Below are 20,492 nucleotides of genomic sequence, written 5' to 3'. Positions count from 1 at the left end.
CGACGACTGCGTGCACGTTGAAGCGCAGTGCGCTGTCTGTCCTGCGGGACGCCCGGCTTGCCGAGCGGCTTGGAGGGCGGAGAGAGCATCGCGACGCGCCCCCTGCCACTCCATTCACGAGGAGTCCAGATGCCTGCTGCCACCATCGAGCGCACCGCCCGTCCCCGTAAGAGCCGGACCCGCTCCCGGAACATCAACGACCGCCCGGCGCTCGTCATCTCCACCCTCCGCCCCCACCAGTACGACCTGCGCCCCGCCTGCGCGTCGCTGATCTGCCCCGACTGCAAGACGTGGGTGCCGATCACCGGCATCCAGGCCAAGAAGCACAAGCTGGTTCCGCACGACACCGGCCGTGCGGGGAGGGACCCGGCCGTCCGCTGCCAGGGCAGCAACCGCCTGGTCACAGTCGACGTCGAGTTCGAGAAGTGGCAGGAGCGCCTCCAGGACGGGGGCGCCGAGACCTCCAGCCGGCGCCCGACCACTGTGCTCCCGAAGGCGTTCAGCCCCCGAACCAACCAGACCCTCCGCGCTCGTGCGGAGCGCACCCCGGCCGGACGCGTAGCCGACTGGAACGCGGTGCTGGGCCGGGTTGGTGACGTCGATGTTGCCCGCAGGAGGGTGCCCGCTGGCGACGCCCCGCTGGACGGCCCGTCGGTCCCGTTGACCACGCTTCACCCTCAGCGCCCGGCCTGCTGAACCAACCGCACGAACGACCACGGCCCCGGCCGCCCCGCAGTAAGGGGCGGCCGGGGCCGTGGCTGCTCGTACGAACAGCCTGAACAGCACGACAGCCCCGGCGACTTGGAACCCTCCGGGGCTGTCCAGGACCTATGTGGAGGACCTGATGCAGCCCAGCATCGCACGGAACGACGGCGACTCCGACCCGATCATGGACGAGGCCCTGCGCCGCGTCCGCGAGGGGCGGTGACCGGCATGGACTGGCGCCACCACGCGATCTGCCGCGAAGAGGTGGACCCCGAGCTGTTCTTCCCCATCGGCAACACCGGCCCGGCGCTCCTGCAGATCGAGGGAGCCAAAGCCGTGTGCCGCCTTCTCTGGGGGTAACCGTGTGGCGCGAGGCGAGTGGAGAACACTTTGTGCAGCTCAGTGCCAGTGTGACCGACACTATCTTGTACAACACCTGTGGAGCCAGAGCTGTATCAGGCAGGTTCTGGTTCGTGTCGCCGCGCGAACCGCGCACGAGCAGCCTCGTGAGCGCTGCGTAGTAGCTGCACAACCGTGTCCGTCGTCCTCTCCCCGGGATTGACGACGCAGATCCAGCCGAGCGCCCCGTATACCGGGTGCGGCATCACACTGTCGGCGGCTGCGTAGTCGCGAGGGCGGCTGATGCTGCGTGGCTCCTCTCCAGTGAGTTCCTGGAAGGTCGCACGGTCGACGTGGACGTTCACGCGCCAGCGACCCGGAGGGTCGAGGTCGGAAGCGGCGTCGTCGGGGTAGTTCTTGGTGACGATCGTCCCGTAGGGCTGAACGTTCTTGGGTGTCTGGCCGTCGGGGGCGTAGTAGAAGAACGCGTCCCCCCATGCGAGTTCGGGGAAGTCGCCTCCCGGTTCCGGGACAAGCACGAGCGCGCCGTCGAGGCCTCGCACGGTCGTGATGATCTGTTCCATACTCATGGTTCAAGCATTACCTTCAAGTGCTTATGTGGGGTTGGCTGGTGGACGAGACCATGAGCGGTTCGCGACGAGTACCGCTGAGAACAGTCGATGTCGCCAGAGAGTCGGGGTACTCGCTGCAACAGGTGCGTGACCTGGAGCGGCTGGGAGTCATTCCCTCAGCCGCTCGATCGAGCAACGGTTACCGTTCATACACATCAGCTCACGTGCATGCTCTTCGCGCCTATCGCGGGCTCGCCGGCGCTGTCGGGCCTGTCGCAGCCCGGCAGATGCTCGCGGAGCTGCGGACGCAGACGATCGCGGCGGCAGCCTCGGCGATCAGCGCGGTGTACGTTCGGCTCGCGCGGGAACGGGACGAGGCTCTGCGTGCTCAACAGGCGTTGCGTGCGATCCAGAGTGAGACGAACACACCCGAGTTCGAGCAGGAGAGCGACGCGATGACGATCACGCAGCTGGCCGCAGCGCTTGATGTGCGTCCCTCAACCCTGCGGTTCTGGGAGCAGGAAGGGCTCGTCATCCCCGAGCGAGTGACGTCACTGCGAGCACGTCGCTACGGGCTTTCAGCGATCAGAGCGGCCCGAATCGTCGCGGCCCTCCGCGGCACCGGTTATGGCATTCCCGCAGTGCGCGACATCATGGTCTCCCTGCGCCAGCTCGACGGCCTGGGAGAAACCCAACACATCCTGCAACAACGTCTTGACCAGATCGCCATGCGGACCGTGGCACTGCTTCGAGCGGGTGCAGACTTGGCAGCCGTTGTCACGTCCGCTCAGGAAGCGCCGATCGCCCGATAAACCCGGATCGCCTCGCGTGCTGACGATCCGGGTCGGTGACTGACTCAGCTTCGTTGGTTCAGGGCTCTGGTCAGGTCCCGGTTGGCCTCCCTCGCGGCATCGAGATCGGATCGGGCCTCCCCCAACGCGGAGGTCAGTTCGACACTCCGGCGGTCTACCTGCCCCCCTTCGCGGCGGAGGAGCGGGCGACGGACCCAGGCCTGCGCGGTCTGCGCAACGACTACCCCGCACCGATCTCGATAGGCGAGGTCAGCTACCCCTCGGTCGCACACGCCTACTGGGCCCTGTCGCTCGCGCGCCAGGAGGACCACGACGCGGTCGCGACGGCGGATTCCGGAGCCGCCGCACAGGAGATCGCTGCCGACGCGCCGCGGCGCAATGGCTGGGAGCACGCCCGTACCGCCGTCATGACCAGCTTGCTCCGAGCCAAGTACGACCAACATCCCGAGCTGGCCGAGATCCTGCTGGCGACGAACGACGCCACCCTGCTCTACGAGGACGTGTACTCGAGCTTCTGGGGTGAGAGCGGCGGCCGGGGCCGCAACTGGCTCGGCCGGCTCCTCGAGCTCGTCCGCTCCGAACTCCACATGCACCGATCCGGGATGCCGGTGCTGTAGGCGGACCGCGGTACCGGTCGTCCCTCAGGGAGACGGGACGCCGGCACTCCTCCCGGCGTGGCGGCGTCGCTCACAGGTCCTCGACGAGCACGTTGACGGCTCGGCCGCGCAGGCGCTCGGCGAGGTACGCCATCTCAACCGCCGTGCCCATCAGGCCCGCTCCGGCCAGGTCGGCGGCCGCCCGTCGTGCCTCGCCTAGGGAGAGAGGCTGCGTCTCGCTCAGGGCCCGCAGCACGGAGACGAGACTCGCGCCCGCATCCACGAGTCGGAGCCGGACAGCCCCGTGCTCGATCAGCAGAGCCTGCCTGACCTCATCGGGAGCTGGCCCCTCACTCGTCTCGCACCACCCGGCCGCACAGCCCTGGCAGCCCGCTTCGACACCCCGCTGAAGTCGGCCCGGTCGATGAACTGACCGGCGTCGCGGACCAGCTCGCCACCGCAGTCCTCACACCGCGCTGTGAGCTTCACTCCCTGAGTGGCAGTGACCCCTGACTGATCCCGCCCTTCCCCCCGATGCCGATCCGCATGATCCTGCCGTAGGCCGGCGGATCCGGCGAGCAGACCCGGAACGGGGTGTCCTGTCTCAACTTTGACCGATCTCACTGAACTCTGACCGCTCGCCGCTGGCCGGCAGGCAGCGGTCAGGGCTGCGGATCGCTGGCCGCCCCGACACCGATCCGGTCCGATAGGCGAGTCAGTCAGGGTCGGTCGGGGCGTCGCTGAACAGGGGGTCGAGGGGATCGCCCTCGTACCCGACGACGAGACAGGCCGCAGCAGGCACCTCACGTCGTGCATCCGCAGTTTGCGGCGCCCGACGGGGCCCGGCCGGACGGTCGGGTCAGCGCAGGCCGGTGAAGAGATCGTTCTCGGGCACGGCCGCGCCGGTAGCGTCCTGGACACGTACGAAGGTCTCCATGCCCATCAACTCACCGAACCGCTCCTTGCCCATCCTGAGGAAGAAGATGTTCTCGCCCTGACTGGCGTGTGCGGCCAGCGCGTCGAACTTCTGACCGCTGAACGCGGTGGTGTCCACCCACGTGGTGATCTCATCGTCGGGGAGGCCGATCTCGGCCAGCGCGGCGGCCTCGGCAGGATCCTGCTCCGGCATGTCCTCATGGAACTCGCGCATGATCTTGCCGAACCGCTCCATCGCCGAACGCGGCATCGTCGTCCAGTACACCTTCGGTGTCAGCTCGGTCATCTCGAGCGCCGCCATCGTGATGCGGTGGGCCTGGATGTGGTCGGGGTGGCCGTAGAAGCCGTTCTCGTCATAGGTGACGACCACATCGGGCCGGTAGTGCCGCATGAGGGCCGCGAGCCGGGCAGCGCCTTCTTCCACGGGGGTCTTCCAGAAAGATCCAGGGGCGTCGTTGCTCGGCCAGCCCATCATCCCGGAGTCGGCATAGTCCAGCATCTCCAGATCAGTGACATTCAGGACCTCGCAGCTCGCCTCGAGTTCTTGTCGGCGCATCGAGGCGACGGCCGCCGGATCGTGCCCGGGATCACCGGGCTTGACACCCCCCGGCCCGTCACCACAACCGCCGTCGGTACACGTCACAAGAACCGTGCGGATACCCTCTGCCGCGTACCGCGCGAGGACTCCTCCAGTTCCCGTGGCCTCGTCGTCGGGGTGGGCATGCACTGCCATGAGCGTCAAGGGCCGGTCAGTCATGAAGGAGTCCTCCTGCAGAGACATGTGTTGGTCCGAGTGCGCGGCGGTCGTTCCGCGATCCCGGGAGGCCGGATCCTGCCGGGGCGGATGACATTGTTCCCACCCCCGCAGCGCCAGACCCCCGGTCGATGCAACGATGCCGGCCGGACCGGCTGTTCCCGGCACGCTGCTTGGCTTTCCTCGGCATCGGCATGACCCCCGCCCACTACGGCGTCGACGCCGAAGCACGCGGGCCCTTCATCCTCCGCCTCCATCACGACGTAGGAGAAGGACACCACCATGCGCACCGACGTGCTCACCGGCTGGACCTCGGAAACCCTGGGCAGCCTGACCGTGCTCACCGCAGGCCCGGGAAGGCCGGCCTCGATGCTCCACGGTGGCCGTCGGCGCTCTCGGTTGAGGCGTAGAAGGCGACGGCCGGGGCGGGCGCCACCATGCGTCGACCGAGCCCCAGACCGAGTGAGTGCGGCCTCGGATCGCCGCGCTGAGAGCGGTCCCGGAAGGTTGCCCCTGCGGGCAGGCGATGTCGAGGTCAGGCGGCCGCCCCACTGGCCGGACTCACTGTCGCCAACCCTCAGCGCCCGACTTCCCGGCATTCAGCGCACGGAATTCGCTGGGGCTGAATCCGTACGCTTCGCGGAAGGCCCGGCTGAAGACCGACGGCCCGCTGAAGCCCCAGAGGGCCGCGATGATCTGTACTCGGTCGGCGCCGGCGTCGGGGCGGGCGAGGTCGGCACGACACTGCTCCAGGCGGCGTCGTCGGATCCAGGAATGGACGGTTGGGTTTCACCGCGACCCTGGAGTTCGAGGTGCTGCGGTCGGACGGGGCGTTGTGGCGGGGGCAGGTGCTGCAGAGGCGGGTGTGAGCCGTTGCCCCTCCGGTCCTGGGCATGCGTGGTGGTGGGTCAAAATCCCAGGGTCGATCCAGATGTGAGAAGACAAGCCCGTCGCCGTTACCTCGGCCGCCGATGTGTACGCCCTCGCCGGGAGCATCTGTGCCTGCACCACCGGGAGGTGGCCGCTGGGCTACCAGGCCACCGGGATCAACCGGAAGACCTGGAGCCCACATGAGCTCCGCCAGCACATCGCCACCGGCCGCGTCTCCGTCACGGCCGGCCGGCCCTGGCCCGACCTTCAGAGCGTCCTGCTGCCCGTACTGCTGGACGATCCAGCCGACCGGCCCAGCGCCGGCGAACTCGGCAAAAGGCCAGGCCCGTAGAAGAGATCGTTGCCGTGGTGCTGGCCGGTGCGTGGCCCTGAGGCGACCTGGGCCTTGCGCAGGCGGCCCACCGGCGCGGGAGCAGGCGGCCCAAGAGCGGTAGATGGGGCTGCTGAAGGCGGTGGGGGCTGCGGATGACGGGAGTGGCTTGTTCCGGGTTTCGGTAGGGGGAAGGGGAGGCAGAGGAGGGAACGCCTCCGTTGCGGTCTGCCTCTCCCCGGGCGAACGCCGCCTCTCGGCGGTTTCGACCGGCTGTCTGACAGGAGAACCGCCGTGCCGCTCTCGTTCCGTAGCACCCGCCCTCGTACTCCTGCCCGCGTTCCCCGCCTCGCCCTCGTCGCCGTCATCATGGTGCTGCTGTCGGCCGGGGCCGTGATCGCTGTCCGGGAGGGCCGCGCGTCCGGGCTCCTGCCGGAGCGCAGCTGGGGGCCTTGGACCGACGGGGGGATCGAGGGCTGGTCGACGCACGTGCGTCTCAACAGGTGGGGCGACGCGGCCGAGGCCGACGTCCACCTCGGCAAGGCCGAGGATCTCACTCTGCGGGCTTATGGGAAGACGGCCAGTGTGACCAGCATGATGGATCCCACCGCCTTCACCCTCACCCCCGACGGCAGGCTTACCGCCCGCCGCCTGTCTGCGCCGTGACCGGCGGGGGGAAGTACAGGACCGGTCGGCGACGCCTGCACACCTTCCGGGAAGGGCATCCGGGCTCGGGCGGGAGGTTCGTCCGTCGCCGCCCGGCCATACCGATCGCGGTACCCGACTCTCCCCGTCTGGTGGCCCCACCTCGTGGCCGCCGGGGCGGACAGGGCGGTCGGCTGCCGCTGCGGACCCGCCGCGGAGCGGCGAGCCGGGCCGGGCCGGGCCGATGGCGAGGCTCGACGGTCTTTGACCGGCGCGCGAACGCCCCGTGACGTCGGCGGATCGGCGTCACGGGGCGTCCTCGGACCGGCCGTCCGGACGGCTACCGGCTGAGCGACCTGAGCGCCGCCGCGTCGTAGGGCTTCAGCTCGTCGAAGCGGTTGCCGAGGACCTTCGCCGCCCAGTGCGGGTCCTGGAGCAGCGCCCGGCCGACAGCGACCATGTCGAACTCGTCCCGTTCCATACGGTCCAGGAGGTTGTCGATGTCGCCGAGCGCTGCACCCTCGCCGACGAAGGCGCGGAGGAAGTCGCCGTCGAGGCCGACCGAGCCGACGGTGATGGTCGGCCGGCCGGTGAGCTTCTTGGTCCAGCCCGCCAGGTTCAGGTCCGAGCCCTCGAACTCCGGGAGCCAGTAGCGCCGGGTGGAGGCGTGGAACGCGTCGACGCCGGCCTCCGCCAGCGGGGCCAGGATCGCCTCCAGCTCCTCCGGAGTCTGCGCGAGCCGGGCGTCGTAGGCCTCCTGCTTCCACTGCGAGTAGCGGAAGATCACCGGGAAGTCGGCCGGGACGCGCTCGCGGATCGCGGCCACGATCTCCGCGGCGAACTTCGTACGGGCCACCGCATTGCCGCCGTAGGCGTCGGTGCGGCGGTTGGTCCGCTCCCAGAGGAACTGGTCGAGCAGGTAGCCGTGGGCGCCGTGCAGTTCGACTCCGTCGAAGCCGATCCGCTCGGCCTCCGCAGCGGCGTCGGCGAACGCGCCGATGACGTCGTCGAGGTCGGCGCGGGTCATCGCTTTGCCGGTCCCCTCGGTGCCGTCGACGCGGACGCCGGAGGGGCCGACGGCGGGCGCGTCGGCGTACGGTGCCTCGCCCTGCTTGCGCACCATGCCTATGTGCCACAGCTGAGGCACGATCGTGCCGCCCACCTCGTGCACGGCGGCGGCGACCTTCGCCCACCCCGCCAGCTGGTCCTCGCCGTGGAACCGCGGCACCCGGTCGCTCTGCCCGGCGGACTCGTGGCCGACGTAGGTGCCCTCGGTGACGATCAAGCCCACACCCGCGGCGGCCCGGCTGGCGTAGTACGCCTGCACGTCCTCGCCGGGCACGCCGCCGGGCGAGAACATCCGCGTCATCGGAGCCATCGCGATGCGATTGGGGACGGTCAGGCCGTTCAGCGTGACGGGCCGGGACAGGATCTCGGCCGCGCGGGAGGCGGTGGACGTGGTGACGGTCATGCGGGTCCTCCGGGTTGAGCTGTGGCTCGTCAGGGTGACAACGAGGAGTGCATAATACACATGCTATGTATTATGCATATCTCCGCGGCTCGGCCGTCGCGCGGAGCCGTCCGCAGACCACCCCGGCAGGGCTCCGCCGGTCCACAGGTCGGCGATAATGGAGCGCCGGAAGGAGCGGGAGGCGCAGTGATGGAGAAACTGGAGCGGGAGCTGATGCTGCTCTCGCGGCACCAGGTGCTTGCCCGGCGCGAGCGCGACCCCGAACGCCTGGAGCGGTCGGCGTACCTGTTGCTCAGCCGGATCGAAACACAAGGCCCCATGTCCATCGGGCAGTTGGCAGAGGCCTTCGGGCTCGACACCTCGACCGTGAACCGCCAGACGGCCGCACTGCTGCGCTGCGGACTGGCCGAGCGCGTCGCGGACCCGGACGGCGGCATGGCCCGCAAGCTGCGCATCACCGTGGAAGGCGGGCGCCGTCTCGCCGGAGATCGTGAGGTCAACCAGTCCTGCCTGGCCCGGGTGGTCGCCGACTGGTCCCCTGAGGAGGTACGGGAGCTGGAGGACGTCCTGGTCCGGCTCAACCGCAGCGCCGAGGCCCTCGAAGGACGATTCTGGCCGCGCACGGAGGAAGACGACACCCGCGCCGCATGCCACCCGCCGGTCCCGCAGGAATCCACGCCGCGAGCCACGTAGGAACCCGCGACTCCCACCCTGTAGGAACGCCCGCGGTCCATCCCGTGGAAACGCCCGCGCCGCCTGCTGCTCACGGACCATGGCCCGGTCGCCGCGATCCGGTCCGTGCCGTGCCCGGCCAAGGCAGCCAACAGCCCGGGCAGCAGTTGACGTACCGGGACACCGGAACCGGATGACGGCCATGTGATCGACGGGCCGGGGGCCGTGCCGAGGGCCGGCGGGCTGCGATGGCTAGGTGGTGGGGAGGAGAGCGGCGACGAGGACGGCGAATTCCTCGGGGTCGAGGATGCGGATGCCCAGTTCTTCGGCCTTGGTGCGCTTGGAGCCGGCCTTCTCGCCCGCCACCACGAGGGTGGTGCGCTTGGACACCGACGACGATGCCTTTCCGCCGGCCCGCTCGATCAGCTCGTTCATCTCGTTGCGGGACAACACCGCAAGGGGGCCGGTCATGGCTCCGGTCACCACGACGGCCTGTCCGGCCAGTGGGCCGCCCGCCGAGCCCCCGCCGTCGTTCGCGTCCTCGTCGTCGTTCGCGTCGGTCGCGGGCTTCTGCGGCTCGGTGACCTGCGTGCCGACCTGCTGGGCCTCGAGTCTGTCGAGAAGCGGGGCGAGTTCGACGAGTTCGGCCGCAATGACGCGGGCCTTCTCGGAGCCGATGCCGTCGACCCCGGCCAGCGTGTCCGCGTCGGCGGCCCGGATCGCGGCCATCGAGCCGAAGTACGCGGCGATCCGGCGGGACATCGTGCGCCCGGTGCCGCGGACACCAAGGGCGCAGAACACGCGGCTCAATGCGGCCCCGCGGGCGGTCTCGATCGCGGCCAGGAGGTTGGCGGCGCTGGTCTCACCCATCCGCTCCAGACCGAGGAGCTGCTCGCGGGTCAGCGTGAACAGGTCGGCGACGTCCTTGACCAGACCGGCCTCCACCAGCTGGATCGCGCGCGTGCCGCCGAGACCTTCGATGTCGAGCTGGTCCCGGCCGGCCGCGTAGATCACCGAGGCCACGGCCTGACAGCTCCGGCCGCGCACGCACCGCCACCGCTGCTCGGAGGTGTCGATCGCGTCGCCACAGCGGGGGCACGCCTCGGGGAAGACGATCGGGCTCTCGGCGCCGGTGCGCTGGTCGACCAGCGGTGCCTCGACCCGGGGGATCACGTCGCCGGCCCGGTACACGAACACCTGGTCGCCGATCATGAGCCCGCGACGGGTGATGTCGGACGGATTGTGAAGCGTGGCGTAGGTGACCGTCACCCCGTCGATGACCACGGGCTCCAGGACAGCGCGCGGGGCGATGATCCCGGTCCGGCCGACGTTCCACTCCACCGCCAGCAGGCGCGTCACCTTGTGTTCGGCCGCCAGTTTCCGGGCCACCGCCCACCTCGGGGCGCGCGAGCCGCTGCCGGCCTGCCGCTGGTCCTCGGCCGTGTCGGCCTTGACGACGACACCGTCGATCCCGAACGGCAGGTCTCCGCGCAGGCCGGCGATCACGTCGATTCGTTCCTGCACCTGCTCCACGGTCTCGCATCGCATCGGGGCGACGGCCGTACCGGCGGCCGTGTTCGCGCCGAGCGCGGCCAGGTTCTCCAGCAGAGCCACGTGGCCGAGGTCGTCCAGGCCGATCGCGCTGTAGGCGAAGAAGGTCAACTCGATCCGGTAGGGGCGGTCCTTGGCCCGCAGCGTGCCGGCCGCCCCGCTGCGCGGGTGCGCGAAGGGCGTGGCCTCGTGGGCGAGCCGGATCCGGTTGGCCTCCTCGAACTGCGCGGTCGTCAGCAGCACCTCGCCGCGCAACTCGACGTCGATCGGCTTGGTGAGGAGCGGCGGCAGACCGAGGACGGCGTCGGCGGCGTGGGTGATGTCCTCGCCGGCCAAGCCGTCGCCGCGGGTGAGGACCTGAACGAGCCGACCACCCCGGTACCGGGCGGCCACCGCGAGGCCGTCGAGCTTCGGCTCCACACACCACCCGGCCACAGGGTGCCCGAGACGCCGTTCCAGCCCTGCGGCCCACTCGGCGAGCTCGTCGGCGTCGAAGACGTTGTCGAGGGAGAGCATCGGCACCGAGTGCGGCACGTCACCCTGTACGGCCCCGCCCGCCACCTTCCCGGTCGGCGATTCGGCAAGCGCCTCGTCCGGGTGGGCCTCCTCGTAGGCCGCGATGGCGCGCAGCAGCCCGTCGTACTCGTCATCACCGAGCGGGGTGGTCCCGTCGCCGTAGTACGCGGCCGACGCCGTCACGGCAGTGGTCACGGCCTCCACGTAGGCGGCAGGAGAGAGCAGGGCACTGTTTTCGGTCATGCAGGTCATCATGCTGCCCCGCACTGACAACGCGGCCGCCCGACCCCGCCGTGCCGCGGCACGCAACCGAGCCGCCCTGCGGAACGGGGCGGGAACGGCAACAGCCTGCTGATCAGCACGGCCCTCGCGGCCGATCGCCCGGCCCGGAACCGGCTCTCGGCGAATCGCACAGGCGCACATCGTGACCTGCGGAGATGCCGCTCATTACCGGCCGGCCTCAAGGGGGTTATTGTCGTCCGGTCACGGACGGCAACGGGATCGTCTGTTCAACCCAGGGGAACCACCATGACTGATCTGAACTCGCTGCGGGCAAGCCTTGCGTCAGGTGAGCACGAGTTCGCCAACACCTTGGCCTTCGTCGCCGCGCATTACGAGTATCAGCCGCAGGCGTTCCGCAACGGGGAACTGGAAAATGCCGCAGGTGCGAACGAGGGTTCCTGCAAGACGCTGGGACTGGCCCTGCTGGAAGGGCTGAGCGACCAAGAGGCGCTGCTGGCATTCGGTGAGCACTATCGCAGTGTGCTGGCGACGCCGAACGACACTGATCACGGCAACATTCGCAACCTCATGGCCCATGGCCTGGCAGGGGTGAGCTTCGCCGGCCAACCGTTGGCACGCAAGAGCTGAACAGCGAAATCCGGGCGAGCACCAAAGGTCACGACCACCACCCCGTTTCTGGAGGCCTCGCCTCGTGCCGCGGTCGCCGCCCGCAGCGTCATACGGGCTGCGTAGCCCTTGCCTTCCCAAAGGCGTTGAGGCGGCGGTTGAGGATGTCCCGCCGCGCCTGGTGGGAGCCGGCGGGCAGGGCGCGCTCGGCGTCGGCCATGGCAGGGCACACCGTGTAGGAGAGGGCGCCTGGGCGCGCTCAGCGTGGCGGGGTGGTCAGCCAGGACTTGATGACTTCGGCCGGCACCGGCACCGGTACGTACGGGGTGAGGGCCTCGGCGATGGCCGCCGCGAGTTCATCGACGGTGCGGACCTGATACCCGGGCGGGGTGATCCAGATGCGGGGCGCGGCATCGCGGTCGTCCTGGTTCGCGAAGAGCTGGGCGTACAGGCAGTCCAGTCCTTCGTCGTAGCCCCAGCTGCTGTAGTGGTCCCAGCCCGGCATCCAGAACGCCTGCGGACCGGCCCGGAGCGCGTCGGGGGTCACTGGCCGGGGCCGGGGCGGCTGGGTGTACGTCGGCCCGTAGACGATCTCCCACAGGCCGTCGGAGTGCTCGAGGACGTCCATCCGCACGTGCTGCTTGAGCGTGCGCAGCTGGCGGCGGAACTCGTCCGGGCCGAGGCCGGCCCGTTGGGCGAGTGCGGGGATGTCGGCGTCCCACAGGTTCAGGCCGAGGATGTCGCCCTCCCCCTTGCTCTGCTCGGCGACGGCCAGGAACACCCGCCGGGCCTTCTCATCGGCGATGTTCCTGCTGTGTACGTACGCAATGGCGTGCTGGCTCACGTTGGCCTTCCTTCCTGTCAGCGTTCGATGATGTGGCCGGCGGCGCCCGTGAAAGGTGTCGAGGAGGTCGGCAAGCACGACATGGTCTTGGGCTCGTACCGAAGGATCTGGTCTGTGATGGCCAGCGCCTGAAGCGTCGGGGCCAACTGGTTGAGCAGCGCCAAAGCGTCGGGCAACGTCCGCGCGTAGAACTGCTGGGAGGTCACATATCCCTCCAGGTCGAACAGATGCTCCAGGCCGGCGCAAGGATGAACGCCCCGATGGCCCGGACGGGCCTGGAATGGAAGAGTCTCGGCCCCAGGTCCCACGAATGCGAAGGCGCAGACAGTGGGTGACGGCTTCCACAGCGCGGGCTTTCTCGCTGCCAGGCCGTTTAGCCCACCGCCGACCCCAGCGCCACCGGGCTCACCCTGGCCGGCGCGGCGATGAAGGCGACGGACGCCCCCTTCGCGTGATGCCGTCGGCTGTTCGTCGGCAGGTCGTGGATCGTGTCGCCGATCCGGCTTGCCTTCACCCGGGCGATCTTCTCGTCTGTGGCCTCGATGAGAATCGAGCCGCCGCCGTCCAGTGGAACCCGTGCCAGCTGGCCCATGCTTCCCCTCCCCCTACTGACGCCAGACTGCGACAGCCTCAACACTTTACCCACGAAAGCAGGGCGAACATCGGCCAACTTCCCTATAGGCCAAGGCAATCGGACCGATTCACGGCTCCAAGCTCAGCGGATGACCGTCACCGAAGCCTCCAGTGGCAGCCGGCCAGTGAGGATCGTCGGCGTCCCCACGGGGCGCGGTGCGCTTCCCGATCCAGGACATGACAGGAAGCCCTTCGCTTGTGGTCCGCGGCGGGCCTGGGCGAAGTGGGAGGACAGGTGCCGGCCCTCTCCGGCCGGCTTCCCCAGTGCTTGCCGGCTACCGGCCACCTCCCCGCACGGCCGGTTCAGCTCTGACGGAACCGTCACGGCGGGCAGGCCGCGCGTCTCGGGTGCCGCTCGCTCTTGCGGGTGGATCTATGGTCTTGGGCGAACCTCTCTCTGGTACTTCGTCGTCGGTGGGGAGATCGAGCAGATCGACGAGCAGCACATCGCAGAGCCTGGACTGGTGGTGCTGGGCATCACCGGCAGGGACGAGGACACCGTCCGAGCCGTCATGACCTCGCTGGAGGGGTGGTGGGGTACCTCGGGCATGGTCCCGGTGCGCCGGGATCCCAGTGAGCCGGCTGCCCGGACCCGGAAGGTAGGGCACAAGAGGGCTTGGAATGCCGGGGAGTTCACGGAGGTTGATCACAGCATGACTCAAGGACCAGCGCCTCGCTCCCTGTCCGACGAAGCCCTCTCCGCCCTACTCGCCGGGCAGCAGTTCGGGACCCTCGCCACTGTCAAGCAAAGTGGCCATCCGCACCTGACCACCATGCTCTACAGCTGGGACCCCGAGGCCCGCATCGTGCGGCTGTCCACCACGGCCGACCGCATCAAAGTCAAGCATCTGCAGCGCAACCCGCGCGCGGCGCTGCATGTGCAGGGGGGCGACGTTTGGTCGTTCGCTGTCGCCGAGGGTGCGGCGGAGGCGTCCGAGATCACGACGGTTCCCGGCGACGCAGTCGGGCGGGAACTGCTCGCGATGATCCCAACGGCCGCGAAGCCGGAGGGTGAAAACGCATTCTTCAAGCAGGTGGTCGCCGAGCGCAGGATCGTCATTCGGTTGAGGGTGGAGCGGCTGTACGGGACGGCCTTGGACATCAAAGAGCGCTAGCGCGACGCTGACCAGCGCAGATGCTCGCGTCTCACGGGCGGTCCCCCACACGTCCACTTCCCGGGCATTGCGGCCATGGACGGGCTGGAGTTCAGGTGAGCGGGGCTGCCTTCGCGTTCCAGTCGATGTGGTGGTCGAACTGCCAGGCCATCTTCTCCGGGTTGATCAGCTTCATGGTCGCCGGCATCACGAGGTCGCGCAGTACGCGGCCGACCGGGCCCGCGGTCTTGTTGCTGTTCGTGCGGGCGCCGAGTTTGATGATGCGTTCGACGCGGGGGCGGCGCAGTTGTTCGTACGTCGAGAAAGCCTGGCCGTAGGGCAGGTCCCTGAGGCAGCGCGCCAGTTCGACGGCGCTTTCGACGGCGATGGAGGCGCCCTGCCCGGAGCTGGACGAGGCGGCGTGGGCCGCGTCGCCGATCAGGGTCATGCGGTCGCGGGTCCAGGTCGGGACCCTTGGCATGTTCTCCATCGGGCCGGTGATGAGGAGCTGGCGGGGGTCGGTGCGGCTGATCATCTCGAGGGCGGGGGTGCGGTCGTCGGCGAAGGCGGTCTGCAGGGTACGCATCCACTCCTTCGTGCCGATCGCCTGGGCCTCGGCGACTGTCATCGGGAGGACGTGGGGCAGGTTGACGAACCACACCGCCGAGGAGTCGTCGAAGACCTGGTAGCCGAAGAAGGCGCGCTTGCCGAAGCACATGTACATGACGCCGTTGGTGGAAGGAAGTCCGGATTGGTGCATCCGGGCTCCGAAGCAGACCAGGCCGGCGTAGTTCGGCTGTGGCGCGACCGGGTCGATGAGGGGGCGGACCGTTGAGCGGATGCCGTCGGCGCCGATCAGGATGTCGGCGCTGGCCTGCGTACCGTCCGCGAAGTGCGCGGTGACGCCGGAGTCGGTGTCCGTCGTGTCGGTCAGCCGCTTGCCGTGGTGGATGGGTACCGAGCGGCGCTCCGCCTCGTCGTAGATCGCACGGTAGAGATCGGCGCGCCAGACGAACTGCAGCGACGGGAGGCGGGAGGGCGGGGCGAACTGTGCGAGGTCCTTGCCCGTCCAGCTCCGGAGGCCCATGGCGGTGACCGGTGTGCCGATGGCGCGGACGAGGTCGCCCGCGCCGATCGCGTCGAGGGCGTTCTGGCCGTTCGGGGCGATGGTCATGCCGCCTCCGGCCCCGTCGGCCGTGGAGTCGTACGCCTCGTAGACGGCGGCCTCGATACCTGCGCGGTGGAGGGCCATCGCGGCGACGGGGCCCGCGATACCGCCGCCGATGATGAGCGCTGTGCGGGCTTTGCCGGTGCGGGTCATGACTGGTGCCTCCTGGTCGGGTCGTCGATCGTCGGTACGCCGCCGGTCTCGTGGGCGCGGCGCACGTCCTGGACGTATGCACGGGAGAACATCGCCGACAGGATCGCGATGCCACCGCGGTGGATGCGGATCTCGCTGTTCGTCGCGGAGCCGGACAGATGGATGCGGCGGCCGGTCTCCTTGTCGCTGCTGGATGAAGGCCGGGAGTCCTTGATCTTGCCGCGGGCGGTCCACCTCAGGTTCCAGTGGTCGATGGCGGTGCTGTCGTCGACGAGCAGCTTGACCATGGCCCGGTCCATGTCGAGGTGAATCTCGATGTCGTCGGGGAGGTAGGGGGAACGCAGGTCGAGGACTGCGGCCCCATGGCGGGCCTTGACCGCGAAGCGGCCGGCCTCGGTCCAGCTTCCCAGGTGCTTGACGAGGCCGTGGTCGCAGTGGATGCGCTCGGTGAGGGACATGTCGGTGGTTCCTTTCTGGGCGGCGTTGCGCTGACCCTTTGATAGTTGCACTGCAACTAGTGGCGCGTCAACTAGTTCTTCCGGGGCTAAAATGGAGTCCATGACTTCATCTGCTCCCCGCAGCTCGCCCCTCGCCCTGACCGTCCTGGCTCTGCTGCACTACAAGCCGCTGCACCCGTACGGCATCCAGCGCCTGGTCAAGGACTGGGGCAAGGAACAGGTCGTCAACGTCAGGCAGCGTGCGAGCCTCTACCGCACGATCGAGCGACTCAATGGCGACGGGCTGATCGCGGTCCGCGAGACAGAGCGCGATCAGCAGTACCCCGAGCGGACCGTGTACGAGGTCACCGACGCGGGGCGCGAGACCGCCCGCGCCTGGCTGGAGGAGATGCTCTCCGCGCCCAAACAGGAATTCCCGGAGTTCCCGGCCGCCCTGTCAAATCTGCTGCTGCTCACGCCGGAAGAAATGGCGAACGTACTGGAGCGACGGGCCGTCGCACTCGCGGAGAAGCTCGACGGACTGGAAGCGGCACTGGCCGCAGAGGCGGATCAGGGGCTGCCGCGCATCACCCGCCTGGAGACCGAGTACCTGCGAGCCGTAACGGCCGCGGAGCTGGAGTGGGTGCGCGCGGTGGTCGAAGACCTGCGAGCCGGCGGGCTCGCGTGGTCGAAGGATCAGCTCGACGCCCTCGCGGCAGGTCCGGTGCATCAGTGAGCCCGCCCCCGGAGGTTCCGGGGACGGCCTGAGGCTTTGCGCTCTCGCGCGGTCAAACCCCGGCCGCTCGTCTCACTTCTGTGACCTTCGGACCCGGCAACGGACATCGCCTGTAGGGGTCGTGAAGGATGTGACAGTGAAGATCCCCTGGCCCGCGGGCCAGGGGATCTTGCCGGTGAGGCCCCCGAGAGAACAAGCCCGCGAGAAGACGTGCCCTCGTCAGAGCCAGCCGTTCTGGGCGGCTTTCAGTCCCGCTTCGAAGCGGCTGGAGGCATTGAGGCGTTCCATGAGCGCGGCCATCTGCCTGCGGACAGTGCGCACGGAGATGCCGAGGCGTTTACCGGCGTTATCGTCGGTCATTCCGGCAGCGAGGAGCCTCAGCAGTTCCTGCTCGCCGGGGGTGAGACCTGTGTGGGTGCCCTGCGGCTGGGCAGTGCCGAGGGGGACGGCGGTGTGCCAGGTCTGTTCGAAGAGGGCGACGAGGGAGGCCACGATGCCAGGCTCTCTGGTGCACAGCGCGCCCAGACGGCTGTTGGACGGATCGAGGGGCACGATGGCGACTTCGCGGTCGAAGACGAGGAGGCGGGGCGGCAGGACGGGACAGGTGCGGACCATTCCGCCCTGGTCCGTCATCCACCGGGCATAGGCGTACGTCGCCGGGTCGTTTCTCGCGCTGTCCTGATAGAGCGTCAGGATGCTGACTCCGCGGCCCATCGCCTCTTCGTCCAGCGGGCGTGACGCGTCGAGGCTGGCCTGGGACTGGGCGGCACCCGGCATGACGGACAGGCACTCCTGGGTGAGCGCCTCCGTGAGCACTTCGAGCTTCGCCTGGATGGCGTCGAGCCCGACCAGCCGTTCCGTGGCACCGGCACCGGCAGAGGCGTCGGGGTGCAAGGAGGCGTACTCGGCCACGACCCGCGCCGCGGCCGCCTTGCCGCGCGCCAGTTCCTGCTGGCGGCGCAGGAGCTCGTCCTCCTGACGGCGCAGGATCAGTTCCAGTCCGCGCTCCGGGCTGACTACCCGCAACGCGCCGGGGTCGTCCCGCGAGGATCGCAGCAGCTGCAGATCGGCGAGCTGGTCCAGGCATCCCCTGACCGTGCTCTCCGGCAGGCCCAGCAGCTCGCACAGCTCGGCCACTCCGCCGGCAGGTCTGGCGAGCATCTCCTGGTAGACCGCCTCTGTACGACTGTCCAACCCTAAGAACTCCAGCATGCGTTCAGCCCCCCAGCTGCATCGAACAGACCAAGGTGCCGTCTGCTGCGAGATCATCTCAGGGCGCGGAAGTGAACCACAAGCGCACGCGAACCATCAGTTGCTCAGGGCGACTTGGCAGCATGCGGTCAAGCCGCATGCTGCCAGAATGAACGCCTTCCGGACGACGGTTCGCTCGAACAGGATGGTGCTCACCAGAAGGGCGGCGGGGAGCACGGATCCCACCGGGCCACCTGGCCGCTGATCCGCACTCGTCACTCGTCACGCGTCGCACTCCACCTCATCGCCGCACGGCCATCCCGGGGGACCGCCATGTCTTGGACCACTCGCTTGCTCGCTCCTGCCGCCCTTGCGCTGACGCTGTCCGCGCTTGCTGCACCCGTCGCGCTGAACAGAGCATTCGCCACCGGCCTCACGGGGATCGGCTGGGACGGCAAGCCGGTGTCCACCGTGACGGCGACCGCGTCCGGTCGGCCGCTTGGCGGCGGCATCGGATGGGACAGCGTCGGGGCGTCGGTCGGGGCGCCCACCGGCGCATCCCTCGGCGACGGCATCGGTTGGGACTGAGGCTGTTGCGATTGGTCCAAGCTCACCTTCTCAGCGCGGCCGGTAGCGCGGGCACCCATACGGACGCCCACCTGATACAGGACCTCCTCTGGGCGTACGCCCACGCGGACCACGCCGTGGAACACATCCGCGCCCGCGCCGTGCCGCACGGTGTTTCGCTCGCCCTGTTCGTCCGTGCCGAAACCGAAGCCGTCGCGGCGGACCGGGCCCACGGTCTCCTGTCGAACGCCGAAGCCCCCATCGGCCGCCTCGGATACGTCGTCGGGCCCACTTCCGACTGACGTCCCGCGGGCTGAAGCCGAAGGCCGGGACTCCGCGCCACGGCCTCGCTCCAGGAGGGCGCATCGCGCCCCCTCTCCCGGCGTTCACGATCCTCCGGATCGCTGCACCTGCAGGACAGCGATCCCTCCCACTCTCTTTGCAGTTCCGCCTCTTGGATCTCCGGTACCCGGAGAACCTCCGCTGCTTGCTCTCACCAAGGATTCTGACATGCGCATGATCAGTCGCCTCGCCCTGTCCATAGCGGTTGCCGGCGCGGTCACCGCCGCGACGCTCGGCCAAGCCGTCGCCGATACCCCGACGCCGTCCGCCGCCGCGTCCAGCACGGCGAACCCGGGCTTTCTGACCCACTTCACCCCGACCGTTCCCAACCCGACGACCGCCTCGGCGGCGCAGCTGGCCGCAGCCGCCAGTTCGGGGAAGGTCGCGGCACCCGCAGCTGTCGGTTCCTTCGCCACTCTGGCCGCGGATTCCTCGGCAGGCGGCAGCATCAGCCGGGCGGAGGTCATCGACCGGGCCCAGTCATGGGTCGACGCAGGCGTGCCGTACAGCATGACCAGCTACCGCACGGACTCCAACGGCAAGTACCGAACTGACTGCTCCGGCTTCGTCTCCATGGCCTGGCACCTGAACGCCTCCAGCGGGACCAACTGGGGTGAGACCACCGGCACCCTGCTGAACTACACCTCCTCCATCGCGAAGGAGTCCCTCAAGCCGGGCGACATCCTCCTCAACCCCGACTCGGGCGCCAGCGGCCATGTCGTCATCTTCAACGGATGGACCAGCTCCGATCACTCCACGTACGACGCGTTGGAGGAGTCCGGCAGCAGCGGCGCAGTCCGCCACAGCATCCCCTACCCCTACTACAGCGGCCACGGCACCTTCAGCCCCCGCCGCTACGACAACATCCAGGACACCAGCAGCCGCGCGGACATCACCGGTGACGGCAAGGCCGATCTGATGGTGTTGAGCACGGATGGGACGATCGGACTCCGGCCCGGTTCCGGAACGAGCTTCGGTGCGAGCACCACGGTCAGCGCCGGCTGGCAGAACTACCTCGGCGGCGCGGGTCAGGGCCGGCTGTACTACGCCGACATCAACGGCGACGGAAAGAAGGACCTGCTCGTCCTCGGCACCGACGGCACGCTCGGCGTCCGCTTCAACAACGGATCCGGCACCAGCTTCGGTGCGAGCGTCCCGATCTCCTCGGGCTGGCAGAACTACCTCGGCCAGCCCGGCCAGGGCCGGCTGTCCTTCCCCGACATCAACGGCGACGGCAAAGCCGACCTGGTCATCCAGGGCACCGACGGGACAATCGCCACCCACCTCGGCTCCGGCACCAGCTTCGGCGCCAACCTCCCCCTGTCCTCCGGGTGGCAGAACTACCTCAGCCAGCCCGGCCAAGGCCGCCTGTCCTTCCCCGACATCAACGGCGACGGCAAAGCCGACCTGGTCATCCAGGGCACCGACGGGACAATCGCCACCCACCTCGGCTCCGGCACCAGCTTCGGCGCCAACCTCCCCCTGTCCTCCGGGTGGCAGAACTACCTCAGCCAGCCCGGCCAAGGCCGGCTCTACTACGCGGACATCAACGGCGACGGCAAGGCCGACCTGATCATCCAGGGCACCGACGGCACCGTCGCCACCCACCTCGGCTCCGGCACCAGCTTCGGCGCCAACCTCCCCCTCTCCTCCGGCTGGCAGAACTACCTCAGCCAGCCCGGCCAGGGCTCCCTCTCCTTCGAGTAGT

Annotated in this window: 24 protein-coding genes and 3 pseudogenes; 15 read left to right on the top strand and 12 right to left on the bottom strand. The window is 69.1% G+C overall.

What is annotated here, in order from left to right; all coding sequences use genetic code 11:
* Positions 1-129: 129 nt before the first annotated feature.
* From OG299_RS41915 to OG299_RS41905, 3 genes and pseudogenes are all read left to right on the top strand, one after another.
* Complete coding sequence (locus tag OG299_RS41915) at positions 130-696, top strand: hypothetical protein (protein WP_327364908.1); 567 nt, start codon at positions 130-132, stop codon at positions 694-696.
* 58 nt (positions 697-754) lie between these two features.
* Positions 755-928 carry a hypothetical protein gene (locus OG299_RS41910; protein ID WP_327364907.1) on the top strand — a complete coding sequence of 58 codons (174 nt, stop codon included), beginning with the start codon at positions 755-757 and terminating at the stop codon, positions 926-928.
* A 5-nt stretch (positions 929-933) separates the two neighbouring features.
* A pseudogene (locus OG299_RS41905) lies at positions 934-1,050 on the top strand (WhiB family transcriptional regulator); the annotation flags it as partial.
* Positions 1,051-1,160: 110 nt separating this feature from the next.
* Here the strand turns inward: OG299_RS41905 and OG299_RS41900 are convergent.
* A complete protein-coding gene (locus tag OG299_RS41900; RefSeq protein ID WP_327365011.1) occupies positions 1,161-1,628 on the bottom strand; it encodes a DUF6194 family protein in 468 nt (155 codons plus the stop codon).
* A gap of 59 nt (positions 1,629-1,687) precedes the next feature.
* On the opposite strand from OG299_RS41900, the gene OG299_RS41895 reads away from it, so the two are divergent.
* Both OG299_RS41895 and OG299_RS41890 read left to right on the top strand, forming a co-directional pair.
* Entirely contained in the window at positions 1,688-2,428 is a 741-nt protein-coding gene (locus OG299_RS41895; protein ID WP_327365010.1) for a MerR family transcriptional regulator, read from the top strand.
* Between the two features lie 35 nt (positions 2,429-2,463).
* A complete protein-coding gene (locus tag OG299_RS41890) occupies positions 2,464-3,045 on the top strand; it encodes an NADAR family protein (RefSeq protein ID WP_327364906.1) in 582 nt (193 codons plus the stop codon).
* Between the two features lie 70 nt (positions 3,046-3,115).
* Here OG299_RS41890 and OG299_RS41885 read toward each other — a convergent pair whose 3' ends face one another.
* The 3 genes and pseudogenes from OG299_RS41885 to OG299_RS41875 all read right to left on the bottom strand — a co-directional run.
* Positions 3,116-3,307 (bottom strand): hypothetical protein, encoded by a 192-nt coding sequence (locus OG299_RS41885; protein WP_327364905.1) that lies wholly within the window; start codon positions 3,305-3,307, stop codon positions 3,116-3,118.
* Between the two features lie 576 nt (positions 3,308-3,883).
* Positions 3,884-4,717, bottom strand: coding sequence for a PIG-L family deacetylase (locus OG299_RS41880; RefSeq protein ID WP_327364904.1), 834 nt, complete (start codon positions 4,715-4,717; stop codon positions 3,884-3,886).
* 558 nt (positions 4,718-5,275) lie between these two features.
* Positions 5,276-5,497, bottom strand: a pseudogene (locus tag OG299_RS41875) (helix-turn-helix domain-containing protein); the annotation flags it as partial.
* Between the two features lie 190 nt (positions 5,498-5,687).
* On the opposite strand from OG299_RS41875, the gene OG299_RS41870 reads away from it, so the two are divergent.
* Complete coding sequence (locus tag OG299_RS41870; protein WP_327364903.1) at positions 5,688-5,936, top strand: hypothetical protein; 249 nt, start codon at positions 5,688-5,690, stop codon at positions 5,934-5,936.
* Positions 5,937-6,209: 273 nt separating this feature from the next.
* Complete coding sequence (locus tag OG299_RS41865) at positions 6,210-6,581, top strand: hypothetical protein (protein WP_327364902.1); 372 nt, start codon at positions 6,210-6,212, stop codon at positions 6,579-6,581.
* 319 nt (positions 6,582-6,900) lie between these two features.
* Here OG299_RS41865 and OG299_RS41860 read toward each other — a convergent pair whose 3' ends face one another.
* Positions 6,901-8,031 (bottom strand): NADH:flavin oxidoreductase, encoded by a 1,131-nt coding sequence (locus OG299_RS41860; protein ID WP_327364901.1) that lies wholly within the window; start codon positions 8,029-8,031, stop codon positions 6,901-6,903.
* Positions 8,032-8,220: 189 nt separating this feature from the next.
* Here OG299_RS41860 and OG299_RS41855 point away from each other — a divergent pair, with 189 nt between their 5' ends.
* A complete protein-coding gene (locus tag OG299_RS41855) occupies positions 8,221-8,724 on the top strand; it encodes a MarR family winged helix-turn-helix transcriptional regulator (RefSeq protein WP_266637135.1) in 504 nt (167 codons plus the stop codon).
* A gap of 231 nt (positions 8,725-8,955) precedes the next feature.
* Here OG299_RS41855 and ligA read toward each other — a convergent pair whose 3' ends face one another.
* Positions 8,956-11,022, bottom strand: coding sequence for an NAD-dependent DNA ligase LigA (gene ligA, locus OG299_RS41850; RefSeq protein ID WP_327364900.1), 2,067 nt, complete (start codon positions 11,020-11,022; stop codon positions 8,956-8,958).
* A gap of 276 nt (positions 11,023-11,298) precedes the next feature.
* Between ligA and OG299_RS41845 the strand changes: the two genes are divergently transcribed.
* Positions 11,299-11,640, top strand: a complete 342-nt coding sequence (locus OG299_RS41845) for a HopJ type III effector protein (RefSeq protein ID WP_327364899.1) — start codon at positions 11,299-11,301, stop codon at positions 11,638-11,640.
* A gap of 238 nt (positions 11,641-11,878) precedes the next feature.
* Here OG299_RS41845 and OG299_RS41840 read toward each other — a convergent pair whose 3' ends face one another.
* The 3 genes from OG299_RS41840 to OG299_RS41830 all read right to left on the bottom strand — a co-directional run bounded on the left by OG299_RS41840 (position 11,879) and on the right by OG299_RS41830 (position 13,055).
* Complete coding sequence (locus OG299_RS41840) at positions 11,879-12,463, bottom strand: hypothetical protein (RefSeq protein ID WP_327364898.1); 585 nt, start codon at positions 12,461-12,463, stop codon at positions 11,879-11,881.
* 17 nt (positions 12,464-12,480) lie between these two features.
* Positions 12,481-12,669 (bottom strand): hypothetical protein, encoded by a 189-nt coding sequence (locus OG299_RS41835; RefSeq protein ID WP_327364897.1) that lies wholly within the window; start codon positions 12,667-12,669, stop codon positions 12,481-12,483.
* Positions 12,670-12,836: 167 nt separating this feature from the next.
* Positions 12,837-13,055 (bottom strand): hypothetical protein, encoded by a 219-nt coding sequence (locus tag OG299_RS41830; RefSeq protein ID WP_327365015.1) that lies wholly within the window; start codon positions 13,053-13,055, stop codon positions 12,837-12,839.
* On the opposite strand from OG299_RS41830, the pseudogene OG299_RS41825 reads away from it, so the two are divergent.
* Positions 13,006-13,683: pseudogene (locus tag OG299_RS41825) on the top strand (DUF6207 family protein); the annotation flags it as partial. The gene OG299_RS41830 and the pseudogene OG299_RS41825 overlap by 50 nt on opposite strands.
* Positions 13,684-13,749: 66 nt before the next feature.
* Positions 13,750-14,211, top strand: coding sequence for a PPOX class F420-dependent oxidoreductase (locus tag OG299_RS41820; protein ID WP_266637169.1), 462 nt, complete (start codon positions 13,750-13,752; stop codon positions 14,209-14,211).
* Between the two features lie 91 nt (positions 14,212-14,302).
* On the opposite strand, the gene OG299_RS41815 is transcribed toward OG299_RS41820, so the two are convergent.
* A complete protein-coding gene (locus OG299_RS41815; RefSeq protein ID WP_327364896.1) occupies positions 14,303-15,511 on the bottom strand; it encodes an FAD-dependent oxidoreductase in 1,209 nt (402 codons plus the stop codon).
* Entirely contained in the window at positions 15,508-15,969 is a 462-nt protein-coding gene (locus tag OG299_RS41810) for a hypothetical protein (protein ID WP_327364895.1), read from the bottom strand. The genes OG299_RS41815 and OG299_RS41810 overlap by 4 nt, the downstream gene beginning before the upstream one ends.
* Before the next feature lie 100 nt (positions 15,970-16,069).
* Here OG299_RS41810 and OG299_RS41805 point away from each other — a divergent pair, with 100 nt between their 5' ends.
* Positions 16,070-16,684, top strand: a complete 615-nt coding sequence (locus tag OG299_RS41805) for a PadR family transcriptional regulator (protein ID WP_327364894.1) — start codon at positions 16,070-16,072, stop codon at positions 16,682-16,684.
* Between the two features lie 219 nt (positions 16,685-16,903).
* Here OG299_RS41805 and OG299_RS41800 read toward each other — a convergent pair whose 3' ends face one another.
* On the bottom strand, positions 16,904-17,896 hold the full coding sequence (locus tag OG299_RS41800) for a helix-turn-helix transcriptional regulator (RefSeq protein WP_266637120.1): 993 nt from the start codon (positions 17,894-17,896) through the stop codon (positions 16,904-16,906).
* A 312-nt stretch (positions 17,897-18,208) separates the two neighbouring features.
* Here OG299_RS41800 and OG299_RS41795 point away from each other — a divergent pair, with 312 nt between their 5' ends.
* The 3 genes from OG299_RS41795 (at position 18,209) to OG299_RS41785 (ending at position 20,491) form a co-directional block, all read left to right on the top strand.
* The gene (locus tag OG299_RS41795; RefSeq protein ID WP_327364893.1) at positions 18,209-18,463 is read left to right on the top strand and encodes a hypothetical protein; all 255 of its coding nucleotides are present in this window, start codon (positions 18,209-18,211) and stop codon (positions 18,461-18,463) included.
* Positions 18,464-18,474: 11 nt separating this feature from the next.
* Positions 18,475-18,744: a hypothetical protein gene (locus OG299_RS41790; protein ID WP_266637116.1), complete on the top strand. Its 270-nt coding sequence runs from the start codon at positions 18,475-18,477 to the stop codon at positions 18,742-18,744.
* A gap of 208 nt (positions 18,745-18,952) precedes the next feature.
* Complete coding sequence (locus OG299_RS41785; RefSeq protein WP_327364892.1) at positions 18,953-20,491, top strand: C40 family peptidase; 1,539 nt, start codon at positions 18,953-18,955, stop codon at positions 20,489-20,491.
* Position 20,492: the final 1 nt, after the last annotated feature.

The organism is Streptomyces sp. NBC_01296 (assembly GCF_035984415.1).
GTDB lineage: Bacteria > Actinomycetota > Actinomycetes > Streptomycetales > Streptomycetaceae > Streptomyces.
This window is presented reverse-complemented; position numbering and strand designations above follow the sequence as displayed.

What these genes read in the sequence shown, in the direction of transcription:
- OG299_RS41915 (WP_327364908.1), top strand. Translation starts at nt 130, where the DNA reads ATGCCTGCTGCCACCATCGAGCGCACCGCCCGTCCCCGTAAGAGCCGG.
- OG299_RS41900 (WP_327365011.1), bottom strand. Translation starts at nt 1,628, where the DNA reads ATGGAACAGATCATCACGACCGTGCGAGGCCTCGACGGCGCGCTCGTG.
- OG299_RS41895 (WP_327365010.1), top strand. Translation starts at nt 1,688, where the DNA reads ATGAGCGGTTCGCGACGAGTACCGCTGAGAACAGTCGATGTCGCCAGA.
- OG299_RS41880 (WP_327364904.1), bottom strand. Translation starts at nt 4,717, where the DNA reads ATGACTGACCGGCCCTTGACGCTCATGGCAGTGCATGCCCACCCCGAC.
- OG299_RS41860 (WP_327364901.1), bottom strand. Translation starts at nt 8,031, where the DNA reads ATGACCGTCACCACGTCCACCGCCTCCCGCGCGGCCGAGATCCTGTCC.
- OG299_RS41855 (WP_266637135.1), top strand. Translation starts at nt 8,221, where the DNA reads ATGGAGAAACTGGAGCGGGAGCTGATGCTGCTCTCGCGGCACCAGGTG.
- ligA (WP_327364900.1), bottom strand. Translation starts at nt 11,022, where the DNA reads ATGACCTGCATGACCGAAAACAGTGCCCTGCTCTCTCCTGCCGCCTAC.
- OG299_RS41845 (WP_327364899.1), top strand. Translation starts at nt 11,299, where the DNA reads ATGACTGATCTGAACTCGCTGCGGGCAAGCCTTGCGTCAGGTGAGCAC.
- OG299_RS41830 (WP_327365015.1), bottom strand. Translation starts at nt 13,055, where the DNA reads ATGGGCCAGCTGGCACGGGTTCCACTGGACGGCGGCGGCTCGATTCTC.
- OG299_RS41820 (WP_266637169.1), top strand. Translation starts at nt 13,750, where the DNA reads ATGACTCAAGGACCAGCGCCTCGCTCCCTGTCCGACGAAGCCCTCTCC.
- OG299_RS41815 (WP_327364896.1), bottom strand. Translation starts at nt 15,511, where the DNA reads ATGACCCGCACCGGCAAAGCCCGCACAGCGCTCATCATCGGCGGCGGT.
- OG299_RS41810 (WP_327364895.1), bottom strand. Translation starts at nt 15,969, where the DNA reads ATGTCCCTCACCGAGCGCATCCACTGCGACCACGGCCTCGTCAAGCAC.
- OG299_RS41805 (WP_327364894.1), top strand. Translation starts at nt 16,070, where the DNA reads ATGACTTCATCTGCTCCCCGCAGCTCGCCCCTCGCCCTGACCGTCCTG.
- OG299_RS41800 (WP_266637120.1), bottom strand. Translation starts at nt 17,896, where the DNA reads ATGCTGGAGTTCTTAGGGTTGGACAGTCGTACAGAGGCGGTCTACCAG.
- OG299_RS41795 (WP_327364893.1), top strand. Translation starts at nt 18,209, where the DNA reads ATGTCTTGGACCACTCGCTTGCTCGCTCCTGCCGCCCTTGCGCTGACG.
- OG299_RS41785 (WP_327364892.1), top strand. Translation starts at nt 18,953, where the DNA reads ATGCGCATGATCAGTCGCCTCGCCCTGTCCATAGCGGTTGCCGGCGCG.